Genomic DNA, 19,910 nt, shown 5'->3' on the forward strand with positions numbered 1-19,910 from the left:
AACTTTTAGCCATGGTTTTCCCATCGTGATCTGGGAATTGTTGGCCATTCCGGACACACTTTTTGAGAATTAACCCCAAAAAGATATCGAGAAAACCCTTTGACGTTACGCTGTCATCTGGTAATATATCGAACCGTTGCGCGGCAAAAGATCCGGGCCGTTAGCTCAGGGGGAGAGCATCACCTTGACACGGTGGGGGTCACAAGTTCAAATCTTGTACGGCCCACCATTTTGCCCTTGCACAACACAGAGCGTTCTAGTATCATTAACGCTCGCGATGCGGACATGGCTCAGCTGGTAGAGCACCACCTTGCCAAGGTGGGGGTCGCGGGTTCGAACCCCGTTGTCCGCTCCATTAGAGATACGGGCCGGTCCCTGTGGCCGGCCCTTTTCTTGAGCATGAGATGGCGACGTGGCCAAGTGGTAAGGCAGAGGCCTGCAAAGCCTTCATCCCCGGTTCGAATCCGGGCGTCGCCTCCATCTTCTCCTCATTAGCGATAGAGACGGATGCCTACGTACACTGCGTTCTCAGGCAGGCCCTTCTGGCTGTACACGTCGGAAAGCGGAACCGCTGACACCTTCCATGAATAGGATTGATCGGCAATGGAGATAGCTCCGGCAATATAGGTGTTGCCCGAACTGTCCACACCGGATTCCACATCACCTTCGGTATCAAAGCCTTGCGAGAGGGCTGCGTTGCTCACCGCGCGCTCAGGCGTGCCTGAAGTGAAGTCAGCATAGTGGATGCCCATGTTCAGGCCATTCTCACGATTGACGGTGAGTTCCCATGAGCCGTTGAGCAGCTTGGCTGCCTCCGATGCGGAAAGCGATGAGATGCCTTTCAAGTACAGGCTCGCGGCATCGGCGAGGCTCACGTCTTCCGGGAGCTTGATGACTTGAAGCGGTTTGCCTGGCTCGGCTTGCGAACGCTCGAAGAGCGTAGCGCCGCTCTCTTGAAGATGAGCCATGATGGCCGCATCATCTAAGGTAACGAGCGTAGGCAAGGTCGGCAGTCCGAGCGTAACCTCTTTGGCTACGTATTCGTCAACGAGCGCTTGTTCGCGTGCGGGGCCGTTCACCATACCATCGAAATACACACCGAGAACGACCGCCCCGATAACGCCTGCGGTGATAACAAGGCCCGCACCGCCCAGCATGATGGCGCGCGGCGGATTCAATGGCCGACCGAGCGCATCACCATCAAGGTACGCTACTTTGTCAGAGGGATCTTTGAGCCGATAGGGCGTCTGGTTCTTCCCCTGCTCTTCGGCGTCTTCGGTCTGTTCGGGTGCGAAGATGCCCTCCGCATCGTCTCGGTTCTTCTCGGGATCGGTGCCGGATGGCATAGGTGCTCCTAACGGTTCGATATCATTAGCCGATTATAGCATTGCCTGCCTGCATGCTCTGGTCTACCCTAGAGACATGGACCTCTCGCTTTTCACAACGCCCGAAGCGTGGATCAGCTTGCTCACGCTCACCTTCCTCGAGATCGTACTCGGGGTGGACAACATCGTGTTCATCTCCATCACGACCGATCGGCTCGCTCCCGAACAGCGCCATATCGGTCGAAAGCTCGGCTTGGCCGGGGCGCTGATCATGCGCGTTTTGTTCCTGTGCTTCGCGAGCTGGCTAGTTCACATGACCATTGGGCTTTTCGAGGTGTCGCTGGGAGCGTGGGTGCATGAGTTCACCATCCGTGACCTGGTGATGTTGGCTGGTGGCGCCTACCTTGTGTACAAGGGCATCCGCGAACTGAAGGATACGCTCGATCTGACCGAGTTGCGCGCGGCAACCTCGGAAGAGCATGCGGCGAAGCATCGTATCAATCTGGGTCAAGCGATCGGCACTATCATGATCATGGATATCGTGTTCTCCATTGATTCAGTCATCACGGCAGTAGGGCTTGCCGAGCACCTCATCATCATGATCCTGGCCGTGATCATCGCCGTGGTCCTCATGATGATCTTCATCGATCCCATCTCTGAGTTCATTAATCGCAATCCTGAAATGAAGATACTGGCACTGGTCTTCATCGCCGCCATCGGCGTGCTATTGGTTCTCGATTCATGCGGCATCACGACCGGCATCGAGGTGCTTGATATGCATCTTGAAAAGCTGATGGTCTATTTCGCCATGGTGTTCGCCATCGTGTTGGAACTGATACAGATGCGCTATCACGCCAACGTGCGCCGTTTCGAAGCGAGCAGCGCTGCCGCGGGTGACACGACCGCTCAAGAATAAGCGCGCAAGCATTCATCTGACACCACGAACGTAGCCGCGCAGGGCAGCATACGCACGGTGAATGGCGTGGTGGTGCCGGTCACCTCACCATCGTATTCAACGACCAGCGGCGGTGTGGCCACCACCTCAACCTCGGAGCCCTGGAAGAGCTCGAAAGCCTCGGTGCGCGCGGGAAACTCGCCCGTGCGATCGAGGATGGCAGCGAAAAGTGCCGGTATCAGGCCGAATGCATCCTTGGTGTGGAATACCACGATATCGAAGATGCCGTCGCGCGGCATATTCTCGTGCACCACGCTGATATCGAATTGTATCTTGGAAAAGTTGATGATGAGTACGCCCACGCCATCGGTGTGGATATGCTCGCCATCAATGGTCAGATCGAACGTGGAATGCTGCGGCGTGGCATTGGCGAACGCGGAGGTGAAGTAGGCCATCGGGCCGAAGAGATGCTTGGTTTGCTCGGCCGATTTCATGATGGCCGCATCGTATCCGGCTCCCGCCATGAGCGTGAACCCGAAGCGCTGTCCATCGGAGAGCTCGATCTCTCCCAGATCGAAGCTCATGGTGCGCCCGCGTCGGGTCATGCGGACCAATTCATGGATGTCGGTCGGGGAGAAAAGGTTCGCCGAGAGCAGGTTCGCCGTACCTGCTGGATAAGGTAGCACGGGAATACCAGTATCAGCGAGCATGGATGCCACCGTTGTCACCGTGCCGTCGCCACCTGCTGCTACCACGCAATCGAACGTATCGGCATCACCGAGCAGCGTGCGGATATCGGTGCGGCCGTTTGTGGTGCGCACGACGATCTCATCACCATCTTGCGCGAAAGTGCGGCAGAAGTCGAAGACGGAGAGGTCTCCGAGGCCGGATGCCACGTTGTTGATGACGAGCAGTTTCATTTCACATTCCCTTCTTGGTAAGATGGTACTACTGAATAGCCCATCAATGCAGCAACTGGGGGAGTTTTTTCGTGCAGTACCTGTCTGACCCGAGCCGTCTTGCGGCTTTCGTTGAGCGTGCCAGCGCCTCGCGCGTGTTGGCGATCGATACAGAGTTCATCCGTGAAAAAACCTACTATCCCAAGCTTTGCCTCATTCAGATGGCCACCGATGACGAGGTGGTCATCATCGATCCGTTTACATGCGGCAGTCTCGACGTGATCGCACCGCTGCTCGGCAATGAGGATATCTGCAAAGTCTTTCATGCGGGCGGGCAAGATATCGAGATATTGCTGCGTGAGGTGGGGCGGATGCCGTGGCCGCTGTTCGACACGCAGATCGCGGCAGCGCTGCTCGGGCAATCGCATCAGGTGGGGTTCGGTTCGCTCGTGCATGCGTTTTGCGGCGTGCGCCTATCCAAGCGAGATTCGTTCACCGACTGGTCGAAGCGCCCTTTGTCGGATTCGCAGGTGCGCTATGCCGCTGATGACGTGATCTATCTACCCGAGCTGTATGCCACGATGGTGGATATGCTCAACGAGCGCGGGCGGCTTCACTGGCTCGACGATGATTTTCGCGCTCTGGCCGATCCCCAGCGCTACGCATCCGATCCGCAGACGCGCTACGTTCGGCTCAAGCGTGTCAATCAGCTCACCGGAGCTCAGGTGTCGGCAGCACGCGAGGTTGCCGCCTGGCGCGAACAGTGCGCGCAGAAGCGCAACATTCCCCGGAAATGGGTGATCGGGGACGAAGAGATCGTGGAGGCATGCAAGCGGGAGGCGATCACCATTGACGAGCTGTTCATGGTGCGCGGCGTCAAGCAGCATGTGTCTACGCGCGATGCACGCGCCATCGTGGAGGCCATCAAGCGCGGTCTTGCGGCACCGCCGCATGAGTGGCCACGACTGGAAGGCGGCAAATCTAACGAGCTGAACGTGGATGCAGCGGTGGATATGATGCAAGCGCTCGTGCGCCATCGCGCTAAGGAAAATGGCATCGCCATGCAAACGCTCGCTTCGCACAGCGATCTGGCCGCCCTTGCGCGGGGGTATCGAGAGCAGAGCGAGGTCGTGCGCGGCTGGCGTCGGGAGTTGATCGGTGCAGAGCTTGAGGATCTGCTGGCGGGACGCCTGTCGCTTCAGCTTGAGGACAATCAATTGGTGGTCAATCGCATCGGGTAGCGTCCTCATAACGCCTTGGCTTGAAGGCGGCATCGAGATGGCCTGCGTGGTATGATGCAGCGAACCAAAACAGGAGGCATACCGTGATGGATTACAGTTATCTCGCGCTTATCGTGGTTACCTTGGCCATTGGGCTGGGCGCGCAGGCATACGTGAATGGAAAACTGAGCAAATACGCATCAGTACCCGTTGTGAACGGGCTGACGGGGGCTGAAGCTGCCCGGCAAATGCTGGCATACTACGGCATTCAAGGCGTTGAGGTGCGTCCTGGAGGCGAAGGACAGGACTTCTTCGACCCTCGCAGCAATTCGGTCACGCTCTCGCCAGAGGCCTATGCGGGCAGCAGCGTGACGGCTACGGCAACCGCATGCCATGAGGTGGGCCATGCGTGTCAGTTTGCTGCTGGATACACTCCTATGAAAGTGCGCGCCGCCATTGTTCCTGTGGTGAATCTGGCGTCGAATGCGTGGATCTTCATCCTCTTGATCGGTATTTTCTTGAATATGGTGGGGCTCGTGTGGGCGGCCATCATCATGTACGCGGCGGTGGTGGTCTTCCAACTGGTCACGCTGCCCGTCGAGTTCAACGCCTCGCGGCGCGCTATGGCCTACATGGGTAGCATCGGCTTGCCTCCCGCCGAGCAGAAGGGCGCCTTCGATGTGCTCCGCGCCTGTGCGCTGACCTACGTGGCAGCGGCGTTGACGTCCATTTTGCAGCTGTTGTGGCTGTTGGGGCAGAGGCGTGATTAGCCGGTGGAGGCGCATGCGGATCACCGGGAACCAAACGATGCGCTCAGCGTCTCGGCGGCTCTCGCATTGGCGAAAGGTGCGCTCGAGGGCGTTACGGTAAAGCTCGTTGGAGAGATCTCCGAGCTCTCCGTCAATCCGCGCTACAAGGCGGTCTACTTCACTGTCAAGGACGAGACGGCGTCGCTACCATGCATGATGTGGAACAATCGCTATGCGGCAAGCGGCGTGCAGCTTACCATCGGCGCGATGGTGGAACTATCCGGGCGCTTCACCTTGTACGCAGCGAAGGGCCGGATGAACTTCGATGTGCTGAGCGTGGCGCTTGCCGGTGAGGGAGTGCTGCGTTTGCAGGTGGCTCAGCTGGCCGCGCGCCTGAAAGCGGAAGGGCTTTTCGAGTCCGCGCGCAAACGGCCCATCCCTACGCTTCCAAGGCGCATCGGCGTGGTCACCTCTCCGCGCGGAGCGGCCGTCCATGATGTATTGCGCACGCTGCGGCGTCGTCTGCCCATCGCAGATGTGGTATTCGCAGGCGTTGGGGTCGAGGGGGCCAAGGCGCCTCGCGAGATGTCCGAGGCGCTCTATCGGGTAGCTGAGGCAGACGTTGATGTTATCTTGCTCGTGCGGGGAGGCGGCTCGTTCGAGGACCTCATGCCGTTCAATGATGAGGGGCTCGTGCGCGCTATCGCGCAGATGCCGGTGCCCATCGTCACCGGCATCGGTCACGAACCCGATACCTCCATTGCGGATATGGCTGCTGATCTGCGTGCATCAACGCCGACCGCAGCAGCTGAGGCGGTCTCGGCTCAAGCGGAGTCGCTCACGGCAAATCTTGCGGCGTGGCGGCTGCGCATGCAAAGCGCTCTGCGGCATCAGATCGCATCGCTTTCAGCGCGGGTATCATCATGTGCCTCTCGTCGGCTTTTCCAGGATCCCATGAGCCTCTTGGATGCAGATGCGCGCGTCATCGATGAGATGGCGGCGCGTTTGGGAGCGGTATTGCCGCGCCAGTTGGAGCGCGAACGGGCGCGTTTGGCAGTAGCGGCAGCGCATCTCAACGACCTCTCGCCGCTCGCAGTGGTGGCGCGCGGGTATGCGATCGCGCGAGATGAAGATGGTCACGTTATCTCCTCGGTGAGCCAGGTACAACCAGGGGATCGTTTGGATGTCACACTACGAGACGGTTCTGTTGCCTGTGCTGTCGCGCACGCAACAGACAAGCAGCTTCGTTCGTAGACGCTGCTAGGAAGGACTGATGCCTATGTCGACGCACGATCAACCTATCGAAGAGATGACCTTTCGTGAAGCGATGACGGAATTAGAGGGCATCGTTGCTGCGCTTGAGTCAGGCACGCTCGAACTTGAGGAGAGTCTTGCGCGCTATGCGCGCGGGACAGCGCTTCTGTCAAGCTTGCAAGAGCGCCTTACAGCGGCTGAGCAGCGCGTTGAGGTGTTGATGGGCGAGCTTTCCGAAGCGCCCGACGATCAGGTGCAAGATACTACGTTGCTCAAGGCATAGGAGGATTCATGAAGGACAACGATTGCATTTTCTGCAAGATCGCAGCGGGCGACATTCCTGCGACCAAGGTCTACGAGGACGACGTCGTGGTGGCATTCAAGGATCTCAATCCTATGATGCCAGTGCATACGCTCATCATCCCCAAAGAGCACTATGACAATATCGCCGATGATATCCCAGATGCTACGCTGGCTCATCTGATGCGCACGGTGGGCACCGTAGCCGATGCGCAGGGAGTGCGCGAGACGGGTTTTCGCATCATCGCGAACACGGGTGCCGATGCCTGCCAGTCAGTGGGTCATGTGCATATCCATGTGCTGGGAGGGGCGCCCATGAACGACGGGGATCCTTCCTTGAGCTAATCCGCTTGCCGAAAGGAAATGCCAGCGTGCGGGCATGATGGACGCGCACCGCTATCATAGGTTGGATACTGCAACCGATCGTGCGGAGGCTCTATCTTGAACGTATTGGTACTCAATGCTGGCTCTTCCTCTCTCAAGTACCAACTGGTCAATCTTGAAACACGCTCGGTCCTCGCCAAGGGCATCTGCGAGCGCGTTGGATCGGATGAGGCCTTTCACAAGCATGGCATCGACGACAACGAAGTGGTCATCGATGCACCCATGGCCGATCATAACGAAGCCATGGCTTTGGTCCTCGAGGCGCTGACGAGCGGCGAGAACAAGGCCATCGATTCCCTCGATCAGATCGATGCCATCGGTCACCGTATCGTGCAGGGCGGCAAGTACTTCGATCGCTCGGTGCTCATCGATGATGCAGTGATCGACAAGATCGCAGAGCTGGCCGAACTTGCACCTTTGCATAACGGCGCTGCGCTGATGGGCATCGAGGCATGCCGAACCTACATGGCGGATAAGCCCATGGTGGCCGTGTTCGATACCTCGTACTTCCACACCTTGCAGCCAAAAGCGTACATGTATCCCATCCCGTATGAATACTACGAGAAATACGGCATTCGCAAATACGGCGCGCATGGCACGTCGCATCGCTATCTTGCCGATCGTGCCGCAGAGATGCTCGACGAGCAGATCGACGACTTGAAGATCATCACCTGTCACCTGGGAAACGGCTGTTCCATGAGCGCGATCGACCATGGTCTTGCCGTTGACACCTCCATGGGACTGACCCCCCTCGATGGTCTTATGATGGGCACGCGCTCGGGTGCGATCGACCCTGCCATCGTGCCATTCTTGATAGAGCATGAAGGTCTGACCAGCCAAGAGGTCAACGACATCCTCAACAAGAAGTCCGGTTTGCTTGGCATTTCAGGCATCTCGAACGACTTGCGCAGCGTACGCACGGCCTCCGAGGAAGGAAACGACCGTGCACAGCTCGCATATGAGATGTATTCCAATTCGGTGAAGAAATACATCGGGCAATACATCGCCGTGATGGGCGGCGTTGATGCCATCGTGCTGTCAGCGGGGGTAGGCGAGAACTGCGACAAGATGCGCCGTATGATCTTCGCCGGTTTGCAACCGCTTGGCATCGTGCTCGATCTTGAGAAGAACAAGGGCCGCGGCGGCGAGCGCGTCATCTCAACGGATGATTCCGCGGTGCAGATCCTGGTCATTCCCACAAACGAGGAATATATGATCGCCCGCGATACCTTCGATCTGGTGCAGGAGAGCCTCTCTGCCGATATCTGATATCCGGTCCGAGCGCTAGGCGCTCGGATGGTCTTGTGCTTGCACGCAGGTGATGGCGGCTACGCCGTAGATGTCATCGGCGGTGCATCCGCGCGACAGGTCGTTCACCGGTGCCGCGATGCCTTGCGTGATGGGGCCGTAGGCTTCCGCCTTTGCGAGGCGCTGCACCAATTTGTATCCGATGTTGCCCGCATCAAGATCGGGAAATACCAGCACGTTCGCATGACCCGCGACCGATGATCCTGGGCACTTCGATGCTGCCACCTCGGTGCATAGGGCCGCGTCGAGCTGCAACTCCCCATCGATGGCCTCCTGCGGCGCAAGCTCGTGCGCAAGGCGGGTAGCTTCAACGACCTTGTTCGCGTCGTCGTTCGAGGCGGAGCCGTACGTCGAATGGGCGAGCATGGCAACGAAGGGCTCGGCACCTACTAACGTGCGGAAGGATTGCGCGGAGTTCACGGCGATATGGGCCAGGCGCTCCGCATCGGGTTGCACTTCTAGCCCGCAATCGGCAAAGAGGAACGTGCCGTCTGCGCCGTACTCACAATCGGGAACCACCATGATGAAGAACGAACTGACCAGCTTGGTGCCAGGTGCGGTCTTGAGTATCTGCAAGCACGGGCGCAGCACATCGCCGGTTGCGTGGCATGCGCCGGCTACCATGCCGTCCGCGCGGCCGGTCTTGACCAACATGACGCCGAAATAGAGCACGTCGCGTATGAGCTCTGCTGCCGCTTCCGCGGTCATACCCTTGGCGCGACGCACGTGGTAGAGCTCGAGCGCCAATTCCTCCTGAAGGTCCGAGGTGTGCGGATCGATCAGTTCGGCCCCTTCGAGACGGTAGGGCGATGCAGCGATCGCGTCGGCATCGCCTAAGATGATCACTTTGGCGACGTCGTCTGCAAGGAGCCTCTCGACAGCCTGCAACGTGCGCTCGTCATCGCCTTCGGCCAACACGATCGTTTGCTTGTCGGCCTTCGCCCGTGCCACCATGGTATCCAGGAATGCGCTCATCGGATCGGCTCCTCTCGGTTGGAATAAAACCTTGTTGATTGTAGAATACCGGATTGTGCATTGACACGAATGGGAAGGACGGCTGAATGGGCGTCTCATATATTGATTTCAAAGAGGTGGATGCGACCACCTACGATGCGATCGTGGTGGGCAGCGGGTTTGCGGGTGCCGTTACCGCACGTCAGCTGGCGGAGCGGCATGGTTGCCGCGTGCTCGTCATTGAGAAGCGGCCGCACATCGCTGGCAACATGTATGACGAGTACGACGATGCGGGCATTCTCGTGCACCGCTATGGTCCGCATATCTTCCACACTAACGAGCAGCGCGTGTTCAATTATGTGCGCCAGTTTTCAGGGTGGATCGCCTACCAGCATCACGTGCTGGCCGATTGGTTCGGCACCTATATGCCGGTGCCGTTCAACAAGAACTCTCTGGAGATCGCCTTTGGCGAAGAGCGTGCAGCGCAGCTGATCGCCAAGCTGGTCGATGTGTTCGGCGACGAGCGCAAGGTGACCATCAACGAGCTGCGCGAGCAGCAGGACCCCGATCTGGCCGAGATAGCTGATTTCGTCTACAAGAACGTCTTTTTGTATTACACCCAAAAGCAGTGGGGTCAGACTCCTGACCAGGTCGATCCGTCGGTGACCGCGCGCGTGCCCGTGTTCATCTCGCGTGATGACCGCTATTTCCAAGACACCTATCAGGGCATGCCCGCGCTTGGCTATACGGCGCTCTTCGAGGCGATGCTCGGCTACGACGGCATCGATGTGTGCCTCTCGACCGATGCCACCAGCGTCTTTGAGCTGGTTTTCCAGGACGGCGACGAGGATGCGCGCCTGTCCGCCATCAAAGTGAAGGATACCGTCTTCACCGGTCCGATCATCTATTCGGGGCCCCTCGATGAGCTGTTCGTGGGTCGCTTCGGGCGCTTGCCTTATCGTAGCTTGGATTTCGTGTACGAGACCTATGAGCAGGAGCACAAGCTGCCATGCGGCACGGTGAACTACACGGTGTCGGAGGACTACACGCGCATCACCGAATTCAAGTATCTGACGGCGCAGAGCGCACCGAACACTACCATCATGAAGGAGTATTCGCGCGCCTACGAGGATCCGGAAACGCAGATACCCTATTACGCCATCATCAACGATGAGAACCGCGCCCATTACGAGCGCTACCTGGATATGACGAAGAGCTTGTCGAATTTCTTCCCGCTGGGGCGGTTGGCGGAATATCGCTATTACAACATGGATCGCATCATATCGCTGGCGCTCGATCTGTCCGCGGAGATCGGGGATAAGCTCGCAGCGGGCGAGATGCGGGTGGAGCGATAACCTATGAAGACCATCAGCTTCGCGGTACCGTGCTTCAACTCCGAAGAGTACATGGATATCTGCATCGAATCGCTGCTGGCCTGCGGTGACGATGTGGAGATACTCATCGTCAATGACGGATCGAGCGACGGCACTGCCGCGAAGGCCGATGCGTGGGAAGCGGCTCACCCCGGTGTCGTTCGCGCTGTTCACAAGGAAAACGGCGGCCACGGGTCGGCGGTCAATGCAGGACTTGCAGCCGCGTGCGGCTTGTATTTCAAAGTGGTCGATTCGGATGATTGGCTTGACGCGCGCTCCATGGAAGAGATCATGGCGTATCTACGCGAGCAGGCATCATGTGAGCATCCGACCGATATGGTGATCGCGAATTATGTGTATGAGAAGGTGCACGAAGACTCGCGCACCGAGATGCACTATCGCAACGTCTTTCCCGAGCGTCGACAGTTCGGGTGGGACGAGGTGGGCTCGTTCAACCATTCGCAGTACTTGCTCATGCACTCGGTGATCTATCGAAGGCAATTGCTATGCGATATGGGTTTGCGTCTGCCCGAGCACTGCTTTTACGTGGACAACATCTTCGTCTATGAGCCGCTGCCGCAGGTGCATACCATGTACTACATCGACGCGCCCATGTATCGCTACCTTATTGGACGCGAGGATCAATCGGTCAACGAGCGCGTGATGATGCGACGCATCGACCAGCATGTGCGCGTGGCGCGCCAGATGATCGCTGACGTGGACGTCATGAGCCTCGAGCCGCGGCGCCTTCGCAAGTACATGGAGAGCTATCTGTCCATGATGATGTGCATCGCCTCGGTGTTCTTGCGCATGCGGAATACCGACGAGGATGATGACAAGCTCGACGATCTCTGGAAGTATCTGAAGGAAACGGATAGCGCCCTCTACCGTCGCGTGCGCACGAACGTGCTGAACTTGGGCACGAATCTGCCGACCGAGGTGGGCCGCCGCTTAGGGCTTGGCGGATATCATTTGGCGCAGCGGCTCTTCCATTTCAATTAGGTGAAATCTCCCCGCTGTTGGTGATGGTCTTCGACTGCGTGCCGGTGGTCTTGGTGGTGCTGCGCAGTTCATGGCCGAAGCGCACCGCATCCTCGCCGAAGCGATCCTTGAGCGAATCGGTGGCGCTTGCCAGATCGTGCCATCGAGCGCTTTGCTGGTGAGCGTGCTCATCGGCAAAGAGGCTCGTCTGTTGTGGCTCTGCGCCTTCAAAGCGCGATATGCCCACGCCGAGCAAACGCACGGGCACACCCTCATTCCACACGGTGCGCACCATCCGGCAAACCTCTTCGATGAAGTCCGCCTCATGGTCGGTGGGGCGGGGAAGTTGCGTTTGCACGCTGTGCGTTTCCCAGTTTCCATAGCGCACCTTCACCGTCACGGTTGTCCCGGCAAGGTGTGCGCGGCGCAAGCGTCGCCCAACCTGCGTCGAGAGGGTGCGCAACGCAGCGTGGATATCATCCCACGTCGTGAGATCGCGTGCGAACGTCATCTCCTTCGAGACGGACTTCGTTGCGCGTTCGGTTTGGACCGCTGAGTCGTTTTCGCCTAAGGCTCGGCGGCGCATCAGGGATGCGTTCTTCCCGAACACGCTGCGCAAGGCACCCTCGTCGGCCTCGGCAAGATCGCTCAAAGTGGCAATGCCAAAGCGCATCAGACGCTTTTCGGCAGCCGGACCGATGCCGCTTAAGGTACGAATGGGCAGCGGGCCTAAGAAGGTTCGCTCGCTTCCCGGGTAGACCACGGTCAAACCGTGTGGTTTGTCCATATCCGAGGCGATCTTCGCAATGGCTTTCGATGTGCCCACGCCGATGGAGCATGACACCCCAAGCCCATCGACCGCATCTTGGATGCGCTGAGCTATGCGCACGGGGTGTTCCGTGTTGACCCGGGTGGGGGAGACGTCTAAGAACGCCTCGTCGATGGATACCTGTTCGACGAGCGGCGTCTCATCTCGCAGGAGCGCCATGATGGCGCGCGATACCTCGCTGTAGCGCGCGTGGCGACCATGGGTCCATATGGCCTGGGGGCAGAGCCTTTGCGCTTGAGCCGCTGGCATGGCGCTGCGCACGCCGAATCGGCGGGCTTCGTAGGAGCAGGTCGCCACCACGCCGCGGCTATCCGCATCCCCGCCTACGATGACGGGCTTGCCGCGCCATTCTGGATGATCGAGCTGCTCGACGCTCGCGAAAAACGCATCAAGGTCAACAAGGAGAATCGCTGGGGCGTGCCACGCGGGCAGAACGACAGATGCGTTGCTATCGTTCACTGGCCAAGAAGAACAGGGCGAGCGTGCCGGGGCCTGAATGTGCACCGATGACCGGATCGACGTAATTGATGACGATCTCACGCACGCCAAAACGCTCGCGAACGAGGTCAGCTACGTATTCAGCGTCTTCGATGCAATCACCATGAGTGATGAACACGGTTTGATCCGCGATAGGCTGATGTGCCGTTTGCGCCATGTGATCGACGAGCGCATGGAGCGATTTGCGTCTTCCCCGCACCTTGTCAAGCGGGATCAGATGCCCTTCGTCGTCCATATGCATGACGGGCTTGATGTTGAGAAGCGTGCCCGCCCATGCGCTCGTGCGGGAAACGCGTCCACCTCTGAACAGAAACATCAAGTCGTCGACGGTGAACCAATGGGCAAGGTGGAGCTTGTTGTCCTCAAGCCAACGGTAGACCTCGTCGAGCGAGGCGCCATTGCGCGCGCGTTGCGCCGCATGCCACACTAAAAGCCCTTCGCCACCCGATGCTGCCAGCGTATCCACCGTGAGAATACGCTGCTGCGGATACTCAGAGGCGAGCGAGCGTGCAAGGAGGTCAACTGCTTCGAAGGTGCCGGAAAGGCCGCTCGAAAAGCCGATGTAGAGAAGATCGTTGCCCCGATCGAGCACGTCGCGCATCGTCATCTCAGCATCTGCGATGCGTGGCAAGCTCGTGGTGATGACCTTGCCCTCGCGCATCATGGTGTAGAACTGGCGCAGGTCGGTCTTGTGCCCCTTCAGATAGCTTTGGCGTTCGTGCCCATCGACCATGAACGTGAGAGGAAGGACATGCAGCCCGAAATCATCGATCATTTCCTCTTTCAGGTTGCAGCTGGAGTCTGTAACTATTTCGAAAGCCATGGGCGCCCCTCGTGTGCGAATCGGTACCTGATGCGCACATTCTACCGCGCTGTTGGTATGGAATGGCGGCGCAGCTTCTAATATACTGAATTAGTTTGCCAAGCTGAAAGAAAGGACAGCCGCGATGGCTGATTACAAAGATACGATGATCCTGCCCAGCACCGATTTCCCCATGCGCGGGAACCTCCCATCGCGAGAGCCCGAGCGCCTGGCGAAGTGGCAAGAGATGGATCTGTACCGCAAGGTGCTGGAGAAGAACAAGGACGGCAAGCCCTTCGTACTGCATGACGGACCACCCTATGCGAATGGCCCCATTCATATAGGGCATGCTTTCAATAAAATACTGAAGGACTTCGTGAACAAAAGTCACGCACAGCGCGGCTTCTACACCCCCTACATTCCGGGCTGGGACTGCCACGGACAACCTATCGAGCACATGGTGGAAAAGACCCTTGGCCCTGAGAAGATGGCAGCCACCTCGCAGCCGGAATTGCGCGAAAAATGCCGCGATTGGGCTACCGAGTACGTCAACGTGCAGCGCGAGGGCTTCAAGCGCTTGGGCGTGAACGCCGACTGGGAGCATCCGTATCTGACCTACGCTCCTGATTACGAGGCGGGCAATGTGGAACTGTTCAAGGATATGTATCTCAACGGGGCTATCTATCGCGGTCGCAAGCCTATCCACTGGTGCGCAAGCTGCCATACGGCGCTGGCCGAGGCCGAGATCGAATACAGCGATGAAACCTCGCCGTCGATCTTCGTGCGTTTCAAGCTGGATGCGATGCCTGGTGTCTTCGAAGCGGCTGGCGCGCAGGGAGACGCCTACGTGCTCATCTGGACAACCACGCCTTGGACGTTACCGGCGAACACGGCCGTGTCCCTTGCGCCGGATGCGGCATATGTCATGGTGTGCGTCGATGGAGCGAATATGTTGATGGCAGAAGAGCTCGTTGAGAACGTGGCTGCCATCGCCGGATGGGAGGATTGGTCGCTCGTGCGCGATGCGCACGGAGAGCCGGTTTGCATCCCAGGCAAGCAACTCTGCGGCCTGACCTACACCTGTCCCATTCGTCAAGATCTGAAGGGCACGCTCATCTACGGCGATCATGTGACGCTCGATACGGGTACAGGAGCCGTGCACACCGCCCCTGGCCATGGGCAAGACGACTATCTCGTCGCGCTCGAGTTCGATGTGCCGCTTCTGATGCCTGTCGACGACAACGGCGTGCTCACTGATGAGGCGGGTCCGTTCTCAGGGCTTTTCGTCGATGAGGCGAACCCAGAGATCATCTCTTGGCTTTCCGATCAGGGCACCCTTGTGGCCGAACAGAAGATCGAGCACTCCTATCCGCACTGCTGGCGTTGCCATAAGCCCGTCATCTTCCGCGCGACCGATCAGTGGTTCGTGTCCATGGATGCCAACGGTCTGCGCGAGAGCGCGCTGCGGGCGATCGAGAACGAGGTGCGCTGGATCCCGTCGTGGGCCTCGAGGCGCATCGGCGCCATGGTGGCCGATCGACCGGACTGGTGCATTTCGCGCCAGCGCTCATGGGGCGTGCCCATCCCGGTGTTCAAATGCGGCGCGTGCGGGTCGACCATCGCCGATGAGGCGACCTTCGATGCGGTGATCGAGCTGTTCCGCACCGAAGGCTCCGATGCGTGGTTCACCCATGACCCGAAGGAGTATCTACCGCATACGGTGAAGTGCCCTTCCTGCGGTGGTACCGATATCGTGCCCGAAAAGGACATTCTCGACGTGTGGTGGGAATCCGGCGTGTCTCACACCAGCGTGCTCAAACATCGCGCGAACGAGGGCATGCGCTTTCCCGCCGATCTGTATCTAGAAGGATCGGACCAGCATCGCGGGTGGTTCCAGTCTTCGCTGCTCACCAGTGTAGGCGCCTATGGCGTGCCTCCCTACAAAGCGGTCATGCATTGCGGTTTCACCATGGATGCCGAAGGCCGCAAGATGTCGAAGTCGCTCGGCAACGGCATCGAGCCCGACGAGGTGATGGCGAAATCTGGCGCTGACGTGCTGCGCCTGTGGGTCGCCAGCGTTGACTACTCGCAAGATGTCAACATCTCTGATGAGATATTGCAGCGCACCTCCGATGCGTATCGCCGCATTCGTAATACGTTCCGATTCATATTGGGAAGCCTTGACGATTTCGATGATGCACAAGATGCAGTGAGCACCTGGGATGAACTGGAACCTCTCGATCAGTGGGCGTACGTGCGCACCAGAGCCTTGCTGCGCGATATCGAGCGCGCCTATGACGAGTACAAGTTCCACAACGTGTATCGTGCCGTTTACGATTTCATCGTGAACGACCTCTCGGCGGTCTACATGGATGCGGTGAAGGATCGTCTGTATTCCGAGGCGGCCACGTCAGCGCGACGTCGGGCAGCGCAAACGGTGCTCATGAACGTTCTGGACGTGCTCGTGCGCGTGCTCGCGCCGATCCTGTCGTTTACTGCCGATGAGGTATGGGATTGCTATCCGCCCGCCATGCGAGCGCGTGCGGGACGCCCGACAAGCGCACAGCTTGCTGGGTGGCCTGCCGTTTCTGACTTCCGTCCTGCCATGCCCGAAGGTGCCGAGGCGGCCATCGTAACCGATTTCGCCGTGTTGCTCGAGGTGCGCGAAGCGGTGACGAAGGCGCTCGAAGAGGCGCGCAACGAAGGGGTCGTCAAGAAGAGCCAGGAGGCTGAGGTCTCCATCGAGATGCCCGCCGAGATGCTTGAGGTGGTGCAAGCCTTCGAGCCCGCCGTGCTCGAGGAGATGCTGATCGTGGCACAGGTGAAGATGGTGCAAGCCGATGAGCTTCGCGTGCAGGTGGCGCATACCGACCTGCAGAAGTGCGAGCGCTGCTGGAACTATCGTGAGATAGGCGCCAACCCCGCCTATTCGGACCTCTGCGATCGGTGCGCATCGGTGCTCGATATGCTCGATGCCAACTAGGGTAGGGTTCGCGCGGTGTCCGAGCACGATCGAACACAACCCGGTACTTCCACGGTGCGCAGGCGTGCCGTCATCTTCAGCTGCATCGTTGTCGCCTGGCTCGTTCTCGATCAGCTGAGCAAGGCGTGGTTCGATTCGTTCAGCGCGGGCGAGGTCATCTCTGAACCGATACCGGGAGTGATAGGGCTTCGTCTGGTCCACAACACCGGTGGCGCGTGGGGTTCCTTCGATGGCATGACCATCGCGCTCGCCATCTTCTCGATCATACTGTGCATCGCCATCGTAGTGTATTTGTTCGGCTACGCTCAGGATGCTACGGTGACGCTGACCGTGGGACTCTCGCTCGTGTTCGCAGGCGGCCTCGGCAACATCATCGATCGGCTGACCCATGGGTATGTCATCGACTTCATTCAGCCCCTCTTCATCGATTTTCCCGTGTTCAACGTGGCCGATATCGGCGTGACCTGCGGTATCGCGATCGCGTTGTGCTCCTTGTTCGCGAGCGGCATGCGCGAAGAGGCGCAGAAAGGATGCGGATAGCGATGGCGCGGTCGGTTTGCCATGTGGTCGCTGCCGCAGAGGATGGAGAGCGCCTCGATGCGCTCCTTGCGGCTTGCGGACTGTATGCGAGTCGCTCGGCTGCCGCCAAAGCTGCCAGCGCGAATCGGGTGCTCGTTGCGGGTGAGACGGCACAGAAGAGCCGCATCGTCCGTGCGGGTGAGGCTATCGTTTGCGAGCTCGACGACGCGCCCTCGGAATTCGTGGTGGAAGGGGAGGACATCCCGCTCGACATTCGCTTCGAGGACGAGAGCCTGATCGTGCTCTCGAAGCAAGCAGGGCTTCTCACGCACCCATCCGCCGATCATCCGTCTGGCACCTTGGCAAACGCACTGGTGCATCACTGCGGTGCCGACCATCTCTGCAACGTGCAAGGAGACTGCGACAGACCTGGCATCGTGCATCGCCTCGATGGCGACACGAGCGGTCTTATGCTGGCGGCGAAGACTGACCAGAGCGGCGAGCATCTGATGGAGGCCATTCGCGCACGCGAGGTCGACCGACGCTACGTGGCATTGGTCCATGGCATCATTCGACACGATACCGCCATGATCGATGCCCCTATTGCGCGGCATCCCCGCGAGCGCAACCGCATGGCGGTGCTGGATGCGCCACATGCGCGGGATGCGCTCACGACCTTGCGCGTGCTTGAGCGCTTTGCGGGAGGGGAGAGCGATAACGGCTACACGCTCGTTGAGTGCAAGCTGTTCACCGGACGCACGCATCAGATACGCGTGCACATGCAGTACGTGGGACATCCGGTCGTCGGAGATCAGACGTATACCGCGGGCGCGCCTCGCAGTGCGGCATCATCGCTTGGGCTCGATCGTCAATTCCTTCACTCGTGCGCGCTCGCCTTCGATCATCCGATAAGCGGTGCGGCGCTGTCCTTTCGCGATGCGCTGCCCGCCGATTTGCGATCAGCGCTCTCGATCATACGAAACCGCTCCGAGGGTCTCACCGATGCAGGGCATGAGATGGCCGACCTCATCGGGGGAGAGCAGGATGAGAAGAGAGGGAGCTGATCTGCCATGAGGATTCTTCTCGGCGTGACCGGTTGCATCGCAGCGTATAAAGCATGCGAGATACTGCGGGAGCTCCAAAGGGCCGACGCGGACGTGCGCGTGGTGATGACCGAGGCGGCCACCCGCTTCGTCGGCGCGCCCACGTTCGCAGCGCTTTCGGGGCATCCGGTGGGGTTGAGCTTGTTCGACAACGCGACAGATCCGATCCCACATATCAGGCTCGCAGAGGAATGCGACGCGTTCCTGATCGCACCGTGTACCGCGAACGTAGTGGCGAAGCTTGCCGGTGGCATCGCTGATGATCTTCTGACTTCCACCGCGCTGGCCTGCACTGCTCCTTTGATGGTGGCTCCCGCGATGAACGTGCATATGTACGAGAATGCGGCCACGCAGAGCAATCTGGCCACTCTGCGGGCGCGTGGCGTGCAGGTGCTCGATCCGCAAAGCGGACGCCTCGCATGCGGAGAGGTGGGCGCCGGTAAGCTGCCCGAGCCTTCTGCGATCGCGCGCGCGGTTTTGGAATTGGCCGAACCGTTGGCAGCGCGCGCTCTTGTCGGACGTCATGTGCTCATCACCTCCGGTCCCACTGTTGAGCCTATCGATCCGGTGCGCTTCATTTCGAATCGTTCGAGCGGCAAGATGGGCGCTGCGCTCGCGCAAGCGGCGCTTGACGCAGGCGCGCGCGTGACCGTGGTGAGTGGTCCGGTATCTTTGCTATATCCCGATGGCGCCACGGTCGTTTCCGTTGAGACGGCGCGCGAGATGCTCGAACAGGCGCGCAGGGCAGCATCCGATGCTGACATCATCGTTGGCGCGGCAGCGGTCGCCGATCATCGTCCAGCGGTGTCGGCGCCGCAGAAGCTGAAAAAGGGAACCGACGACGCGGAACTGACGGCCATTCCGCTCGTTGCTAATCCTGATGTGCTGCGCACGCTCGCGACCGATCGGCGCCCCGGTCAGATCGTCGTGGGGTTCGCCGCCGAAACCGATCAGGTGCTCGCCCATGCTGAGATGAAGCTGCGATACAAGCACGCTGATATGATCGTGGCGAACGAGGTGGGGAATGGCAAAGCGTTCGGAACCGACGATGACAAGGCAGCTTTCGTGACCTCGGCGGGCATCGAAGAGCTTCCCTTGATGCCGAAGGCACAGTTGGCGCAGCGCATTATCACCAAAGCAAGCGACCTCTTATCCGAAACCTCTTGAAACGCTGCCGTTTTGCGCTAGAATAATCAAGCTGCTTTTCGCAGCGGTCGCGGGACGTGGCGCAGTTTGGTAGCGCACTTGACTGGGGGTCAAGGGGTCGCAGGTTCAAATCCTGTCGTCCCGACCAGCTTTTACAGCAGGTCAGATGGTTGATACGCCGTCTGACCTGTTTGCTTATCTGGACGATATACGCAAATCACGCGGCTTAGGTCTCAAAAAGTGTGTCTGGGGCAATTATTCACACGATCCTAGAACCAGCCTGTTGCGTTCGATCCGCTCATATGAAGCTCTCGGCTTAGGTCTCAAAAAGTGTGTCTGGGGCAATTATTCACACGATCCTAGAACCAGCCTGTTGCGTTCGATCCGC

At 59.1% G+C, this 19,910-nt stretch carries 19 protein-coding genes and 4 tRNA genes; 18 read left to right on the plus strand and 5 right to left on the minus strand.

The genetic code is table 11. The annotated features are described in order from the left end of the window. Nucleotides 1–154: 154 nt before the first annotated feature. From NFR19_RS08135 to NFR19_RS08145, 3 genes are all read left to right on the plus strand, one after another. Nucleotides 155–229, plus strand: a tRNA-Val gene (locus NFR19_RS08135). Between the two features lie 50 nt (nucleotides 230–279). Next, nucleotides 280–355: transfer RNA gene (locus NFR19_RS08140), tRNA-Gly, on the plus strand. A gap of 51 nt (nucleotides 356–406) precedes the next feature. Further along, nucleotides 407–480, plus strand: a tRNA-Cys gene (locus tag NFR19_RS08145). Nucleotides 481–491: 11 nt separating this feature from the next. Here NFR19_RS08145 and NFR19_RS08150 read toward each other — a convergent pair. Further along, nucleotides 492–1,346 carry a teichoic acid transporter gene (locus tag NFR19_RS08150; protein ID WP_251213298.1) on the minus strand — a complete coding sequence of 285 codons (855 nt, stop codon included), beginning with the start codon at nucleotides 1,344–1,346 and terminating at the stop codon, nucleotides 492–494. 76 nt (nucleotides 1,347–1,422) lie between these two features. On the opposite strand from NFR19_RS08150, the gene NFR19_RS08155 reads away from it, so the two are divergent. Then, complete coding sequence (locus NFR19_RS08155) at nucleotides 1,423–2,241, plus strand: TerC family protein (protein ID WP_251213299.1); 819 nt, start codon at nucleotides 1,423–1,425, stop codon at nucleotides 2,239–2,241. Here NFR19_RS08155 and NFR19_RS08160 read toward each other — a convergent pair. Beyond that, entirely contained in the window at nucleotides 2,232–3,140 is a 909-nt protein-coding gene (locus NFR19_RS08160) for a diacylglycerol/lipid kinase family protein (protein ID WP_251213300.1), read from the minus strand. The genes NFR19_RS08155 and NFR19_RS08160 overlap by 10 nt on opposite strands. Before the next feature lie 71 nt (nucleotides 3,141–3,211). On the opposite strand from NFR19_RS08160, the gene rnd reads away from it, so the two are divergent. The 6 genes from rnd to NFR19_RS08190 all read left to right on the plus strand — a co-directional run bounded on the left by rnd (nucleotide 3,212) and on the right by NFR19_RS08190 (nucleotide 8,295). Beyond that, nucleotides 3,212–4,360, plus strand: coding sequence for a ribonuclease D (gene rnd / locus NFR19_RS08165; protein ID WP_251213301.1), 1,149 nt, complete (start codon nucleotides 3,212–3,214; stop codon nucleotides 4,358–4,360). A gap of 86 nt (nucleotides 4,361–4,446) precedes the next feature. After that, the gene (locus NFR19_RS08170; protein WP_251213302.1) at nucleotides 4,447–5,109 is read left to right on the plus strand and encodes a zinc metallopeptidase; all 663 of its coding nucleotides are present in this window, start codon (nucleotides 4,447–4,449) and stop codon (nucleotides 5,107–5,109) included. A gap of 3 nt (nucleotides 5,110–5,112) precedes the next feature. Further along, nucleotides 5,113–6,342 (plus strand): exodeoxyribonuclease VII large subunit, encoded by a 1,230-nt coding sequence (xseA, locus tag NFR19_RS08175; RefSeq protein WP_251213303.1) that lies wholly within the window; start codon nucleotides 5,113–5,115, stop codon nucleotides 6,340–6,342. A 25-nt stretch (nucleotides 6,343–6,367) separates the two neighbouring features. Continuing rightward, nucleotides 6,368–6,625 carry an exodeoxyribonuclease VII small subunit gene (gene xseB / locus NFR19_RS08180; RefSeq protein WP_349665531.1) on the plus strand — a complete coding sequence of 86 codons (258 nt, stop codon included), beginning with the start codon at nucleotides 6,368–6,370 and terminating at the stop codon, nucleotides 6,623–6,625. 8 nt (nucleotides 6,626–6,633) lie between these two features. Continuing rightward, nucleotides 6,634–6,987 carry a histidine triad nucleotide-binding protein gene (locus tag NFR19_RS08185; protein WP_251213305.1) on the plus strand — a complete coding sequence of 118 codons (354 nt, stop codon included), beginning with the start codon at nucleotides 6,634–6,636 and terminating at the stop codon, nucleotides 6,985–6,987. Between the two features lie 96 nt (nucleotides 6,988–7,083). Then, nucleotides 7,084–8,295: an acetate/propionate family kinase gene (locus NFR19_RS08190; protein WP_251213306.1), complete on the plus strand. Its 1,212-nt coding sequence runs from the start codon at nucleotides 7,084–7,086 to the stop codon at nucleotides 8,293–8,295. Nucleotides 8,296–8,310: 15 nt separating this feature from the next. Here the strand turns inward: NFR19_RS08190 and pta are convergent, their stop codons facing one another. Further along, entirely contained in the window at nucleotides 8,311–9,309 is a 999-nt protein-coding gene (gene pta, locus NFR19_RS08195; RefSeq protein ID WP_251213307.1) for a phosphate acetyltransferase, read from the minus strand. Between the two features lie 86 nt (nucleotides 9,310–9,395). Between pta and glf the strand changes: the two genes are divergently transcribed. Together glf and NFR19_RS08205 are read left to right on the plus strand one after the other, a co-directional pair. After that, nucleotides 9,396–10,643, plus strand: a complete 1,248-nt coding sequence (glf, locus tag NFR19_RS08200; RefSeq protein ID WP_251213308.1) for a UDP-galactopyranose mutase — start codon at nucleotides 9,396–9,398, stop codon at nucleotides 10,641–10,643. Between the two features lie 3 nt (nucleotides 10,644–10,646). Further along, complete coding sequence (locus NFR19_RS08205; RefSeq protein WP_251213309.1) at nucleotides 10,647–11,663, plus strand: glycosyltransferase family 2 protein; 1,017 nt, start codon at nucleotides 10,647–10,649, stop codon at nucleotides 11,661–11,663. Here NFR19_RS08205 and dinB read toward each other — a convergent pair. Then, a complete protein-coding gene (gene dinB, locus NFR19_RS08210; RefSeq protein WP_251213310.1) occupies nucleotides 11,656–12,930 on the minus strand; it encodes a DNA polymerase IV in 1,275 nt (424 codons plus the stop codon). The two genes, NFR19_RS08205 and dinB, sit on opposite strands and share 8 nt — an antisense overlap. Then, nucleotides 12,920–13,792, minus strand: coding sequence for a DegV family protein (locus NFR19_RS08215; protein ID WP_251213311.1), 873 nt, complete (start codon nucleotides 13,790–13,792; stop codon nucleotides 12,920–12,922). Before NFR19_RS08215 ends, dinB begins: the two co-directional genes overlap by 11 nt. A 124-nt stretch (nucleotides 13,793–13,916) precedes the next feature. Here NFR19_RS08215 and ileS point away from each other — a divergent pair, with 124 nt between their 5' ends. The 6 genes from ileS to NFR19_RS08245 form a co-directional block, all read left to right on the plus strand. After that, a complete protein-coding gene (ileS, locus tag NFR19_RS08220; protein WP_251213312.1) occupies nucleotides 13,917–16,754 on the plus strand; it encodes an isoleucine--tRNA ligase in 2,838 nt (945 codons plus the stop codon). 15 nt (nucleotides 16,755–16,769) lie between these two features. After that, nucleotides 16,770–17,294, plus strand: coding sequence for a signal peptidase II (lspA, locus tag NFR19_RS08225; RefSeq protein WP_251213313.1), 525 nt, complete (start codon nucleotides 16,770–16,772; stop codon nucleotides 17,292–17,294). Between the two features lie 2 nt (nucleotides 17,295–17,296). After that, a complete protein-coding gene (locus tag NFR19_RS08230; RefSeq protein WP_251213314.1) occupies nucleotides 17,297–18,337 on the plus strand; it encodes an RluA family pseudouridine synthase in 1,041 nt (346 codons plus the stop codon). 6 nt (nucleotides 18,338–18,343) lie between these two features. Continuing rightward, entirely contained in the window at nucleotides 18,344–19,543 is a 1,200-nt protein-coding gene (coaBC, locus tag NFR19_RS08235; protein ID WP_251213315.1) for a bifunctional phosphopantothenoylcysteine decarboxylase/phosphopantothenate--cysteine ligase CoaBC, read from the plus strand. Nucleotides 19,544–19,593: 50 nt separating this feature from the next. Continuing rightward, nucleotides 19,594–19,670, plus strand: a tRNA-Pro gene (locus NFR19_RS08240). 18 nt (nucleotides 19,671–19,688) lie between these two features. Beyond that, on the plus strand, nucleotides 19,689–19,910 hold a 222-nt coding region (locus NFR19_RS08245; protein WP_251213316.1), incomplete at its 3' end, for a hypothetical protein.

It is taken from the genome of Adlercreutzia murintestinalis, assembly GCF_943192905.1.
Lineage (GTDB): Bacteria > Actinomycetota > Coriobacteriia > Coriobacteriales > Eggerthellaceae > Adlercreutzia_A > Adlercreutzia_A murintestinalis.

Bases quoted from the DNA above. Each gene is read 5' to 3' on its own strand.
- NFR19_RS08205 (WP_251213309.1), top strand. From the start codon at position 10,647: ATGAAGACCATCAGCTTCGCGGTACCGTGCTTCAACTCCGAAGAGTAC.
- NFR19_RS08160 (WP_251213300.1), bottom strand. From the start codon at position 3,140: ATGAAACTGCTCGTCATCAACAACGTGGCATCCGGCCTCGGAGACCTC.
- pta (WP_251213307.1), bottom strand. From the start codon at position 9,309: ATGAGCGCATTCCTGGATACCATGGTGGCACGGGCGAAGGCCGACAAG.
- NFR19_RS08150 (WP_251213298.1), bottom strand. From the start codon at position 1,346: ATGCCATCCGGCACCGATCCCGAGAAGAACCGAGACGATGCGGAGGGC.
- coaBC (WP_251213315.1), top strand. From the start codon at position 18,344: ATGAGGATTCTTCTCGGCGTGACCGGTTGCATCGCAGCGTATAAAGCA.
- ileS (WP_251213312.1), top strand. From the start codon at position 13,917: ATGGCTGATTACAAAGATACGATGATCCTGCCCAGCACCGATTTCCCC.
- NFR19_RS08155 (WP_251213299.1), top strand. From the start codon at position 1,423: ATGGACCTCTCGCTTTTCACAACGCCCGAAGCGTGGATCAGCTTGCTC.
- NFR19_RS08185 (WP_251213305.1), top strand. From the start codon at position 6,634: ATGAAGGACAACGATTGCATTTTCTGCAAGATCGCAGCGGGCGACATT.
- glf (WP_251213308.1), top strand. From the start codon at position 9,396: ATGGGCGTCTCATATATTGATTTCAAAGAGGTGGATGCGACCACCTAC.
- xseB (WP_349665531.1), top strand. From the start codon at position 6,368: ATGTCGACGCACGATCAACCTATCGAAGAGATGACCTTTCGTGAAGCG.
- NFR19_RS08230 (WP_251213314.1), top strand. From the start codon at position 17,297: ATGGCGCGGTCGGTTTGCCATGTGGTCGCTGCCGCAGAGGATGGAGAG.
- NFR19_RS08215 (WP_251213311.1), bottom strand. From the start codon at position 13,792: ATGGCTTTCGAAATAGTTACAGACTCCAGCTGCAACCTGAAAGAGGAA.
- NFR19_RS08170 (WP_251213302.1), top strand. From the start codon at position 4,447: ATGGATTACAGTTATCTCGCGCTTATCGTGGTTACCTTGGCCATTGGG.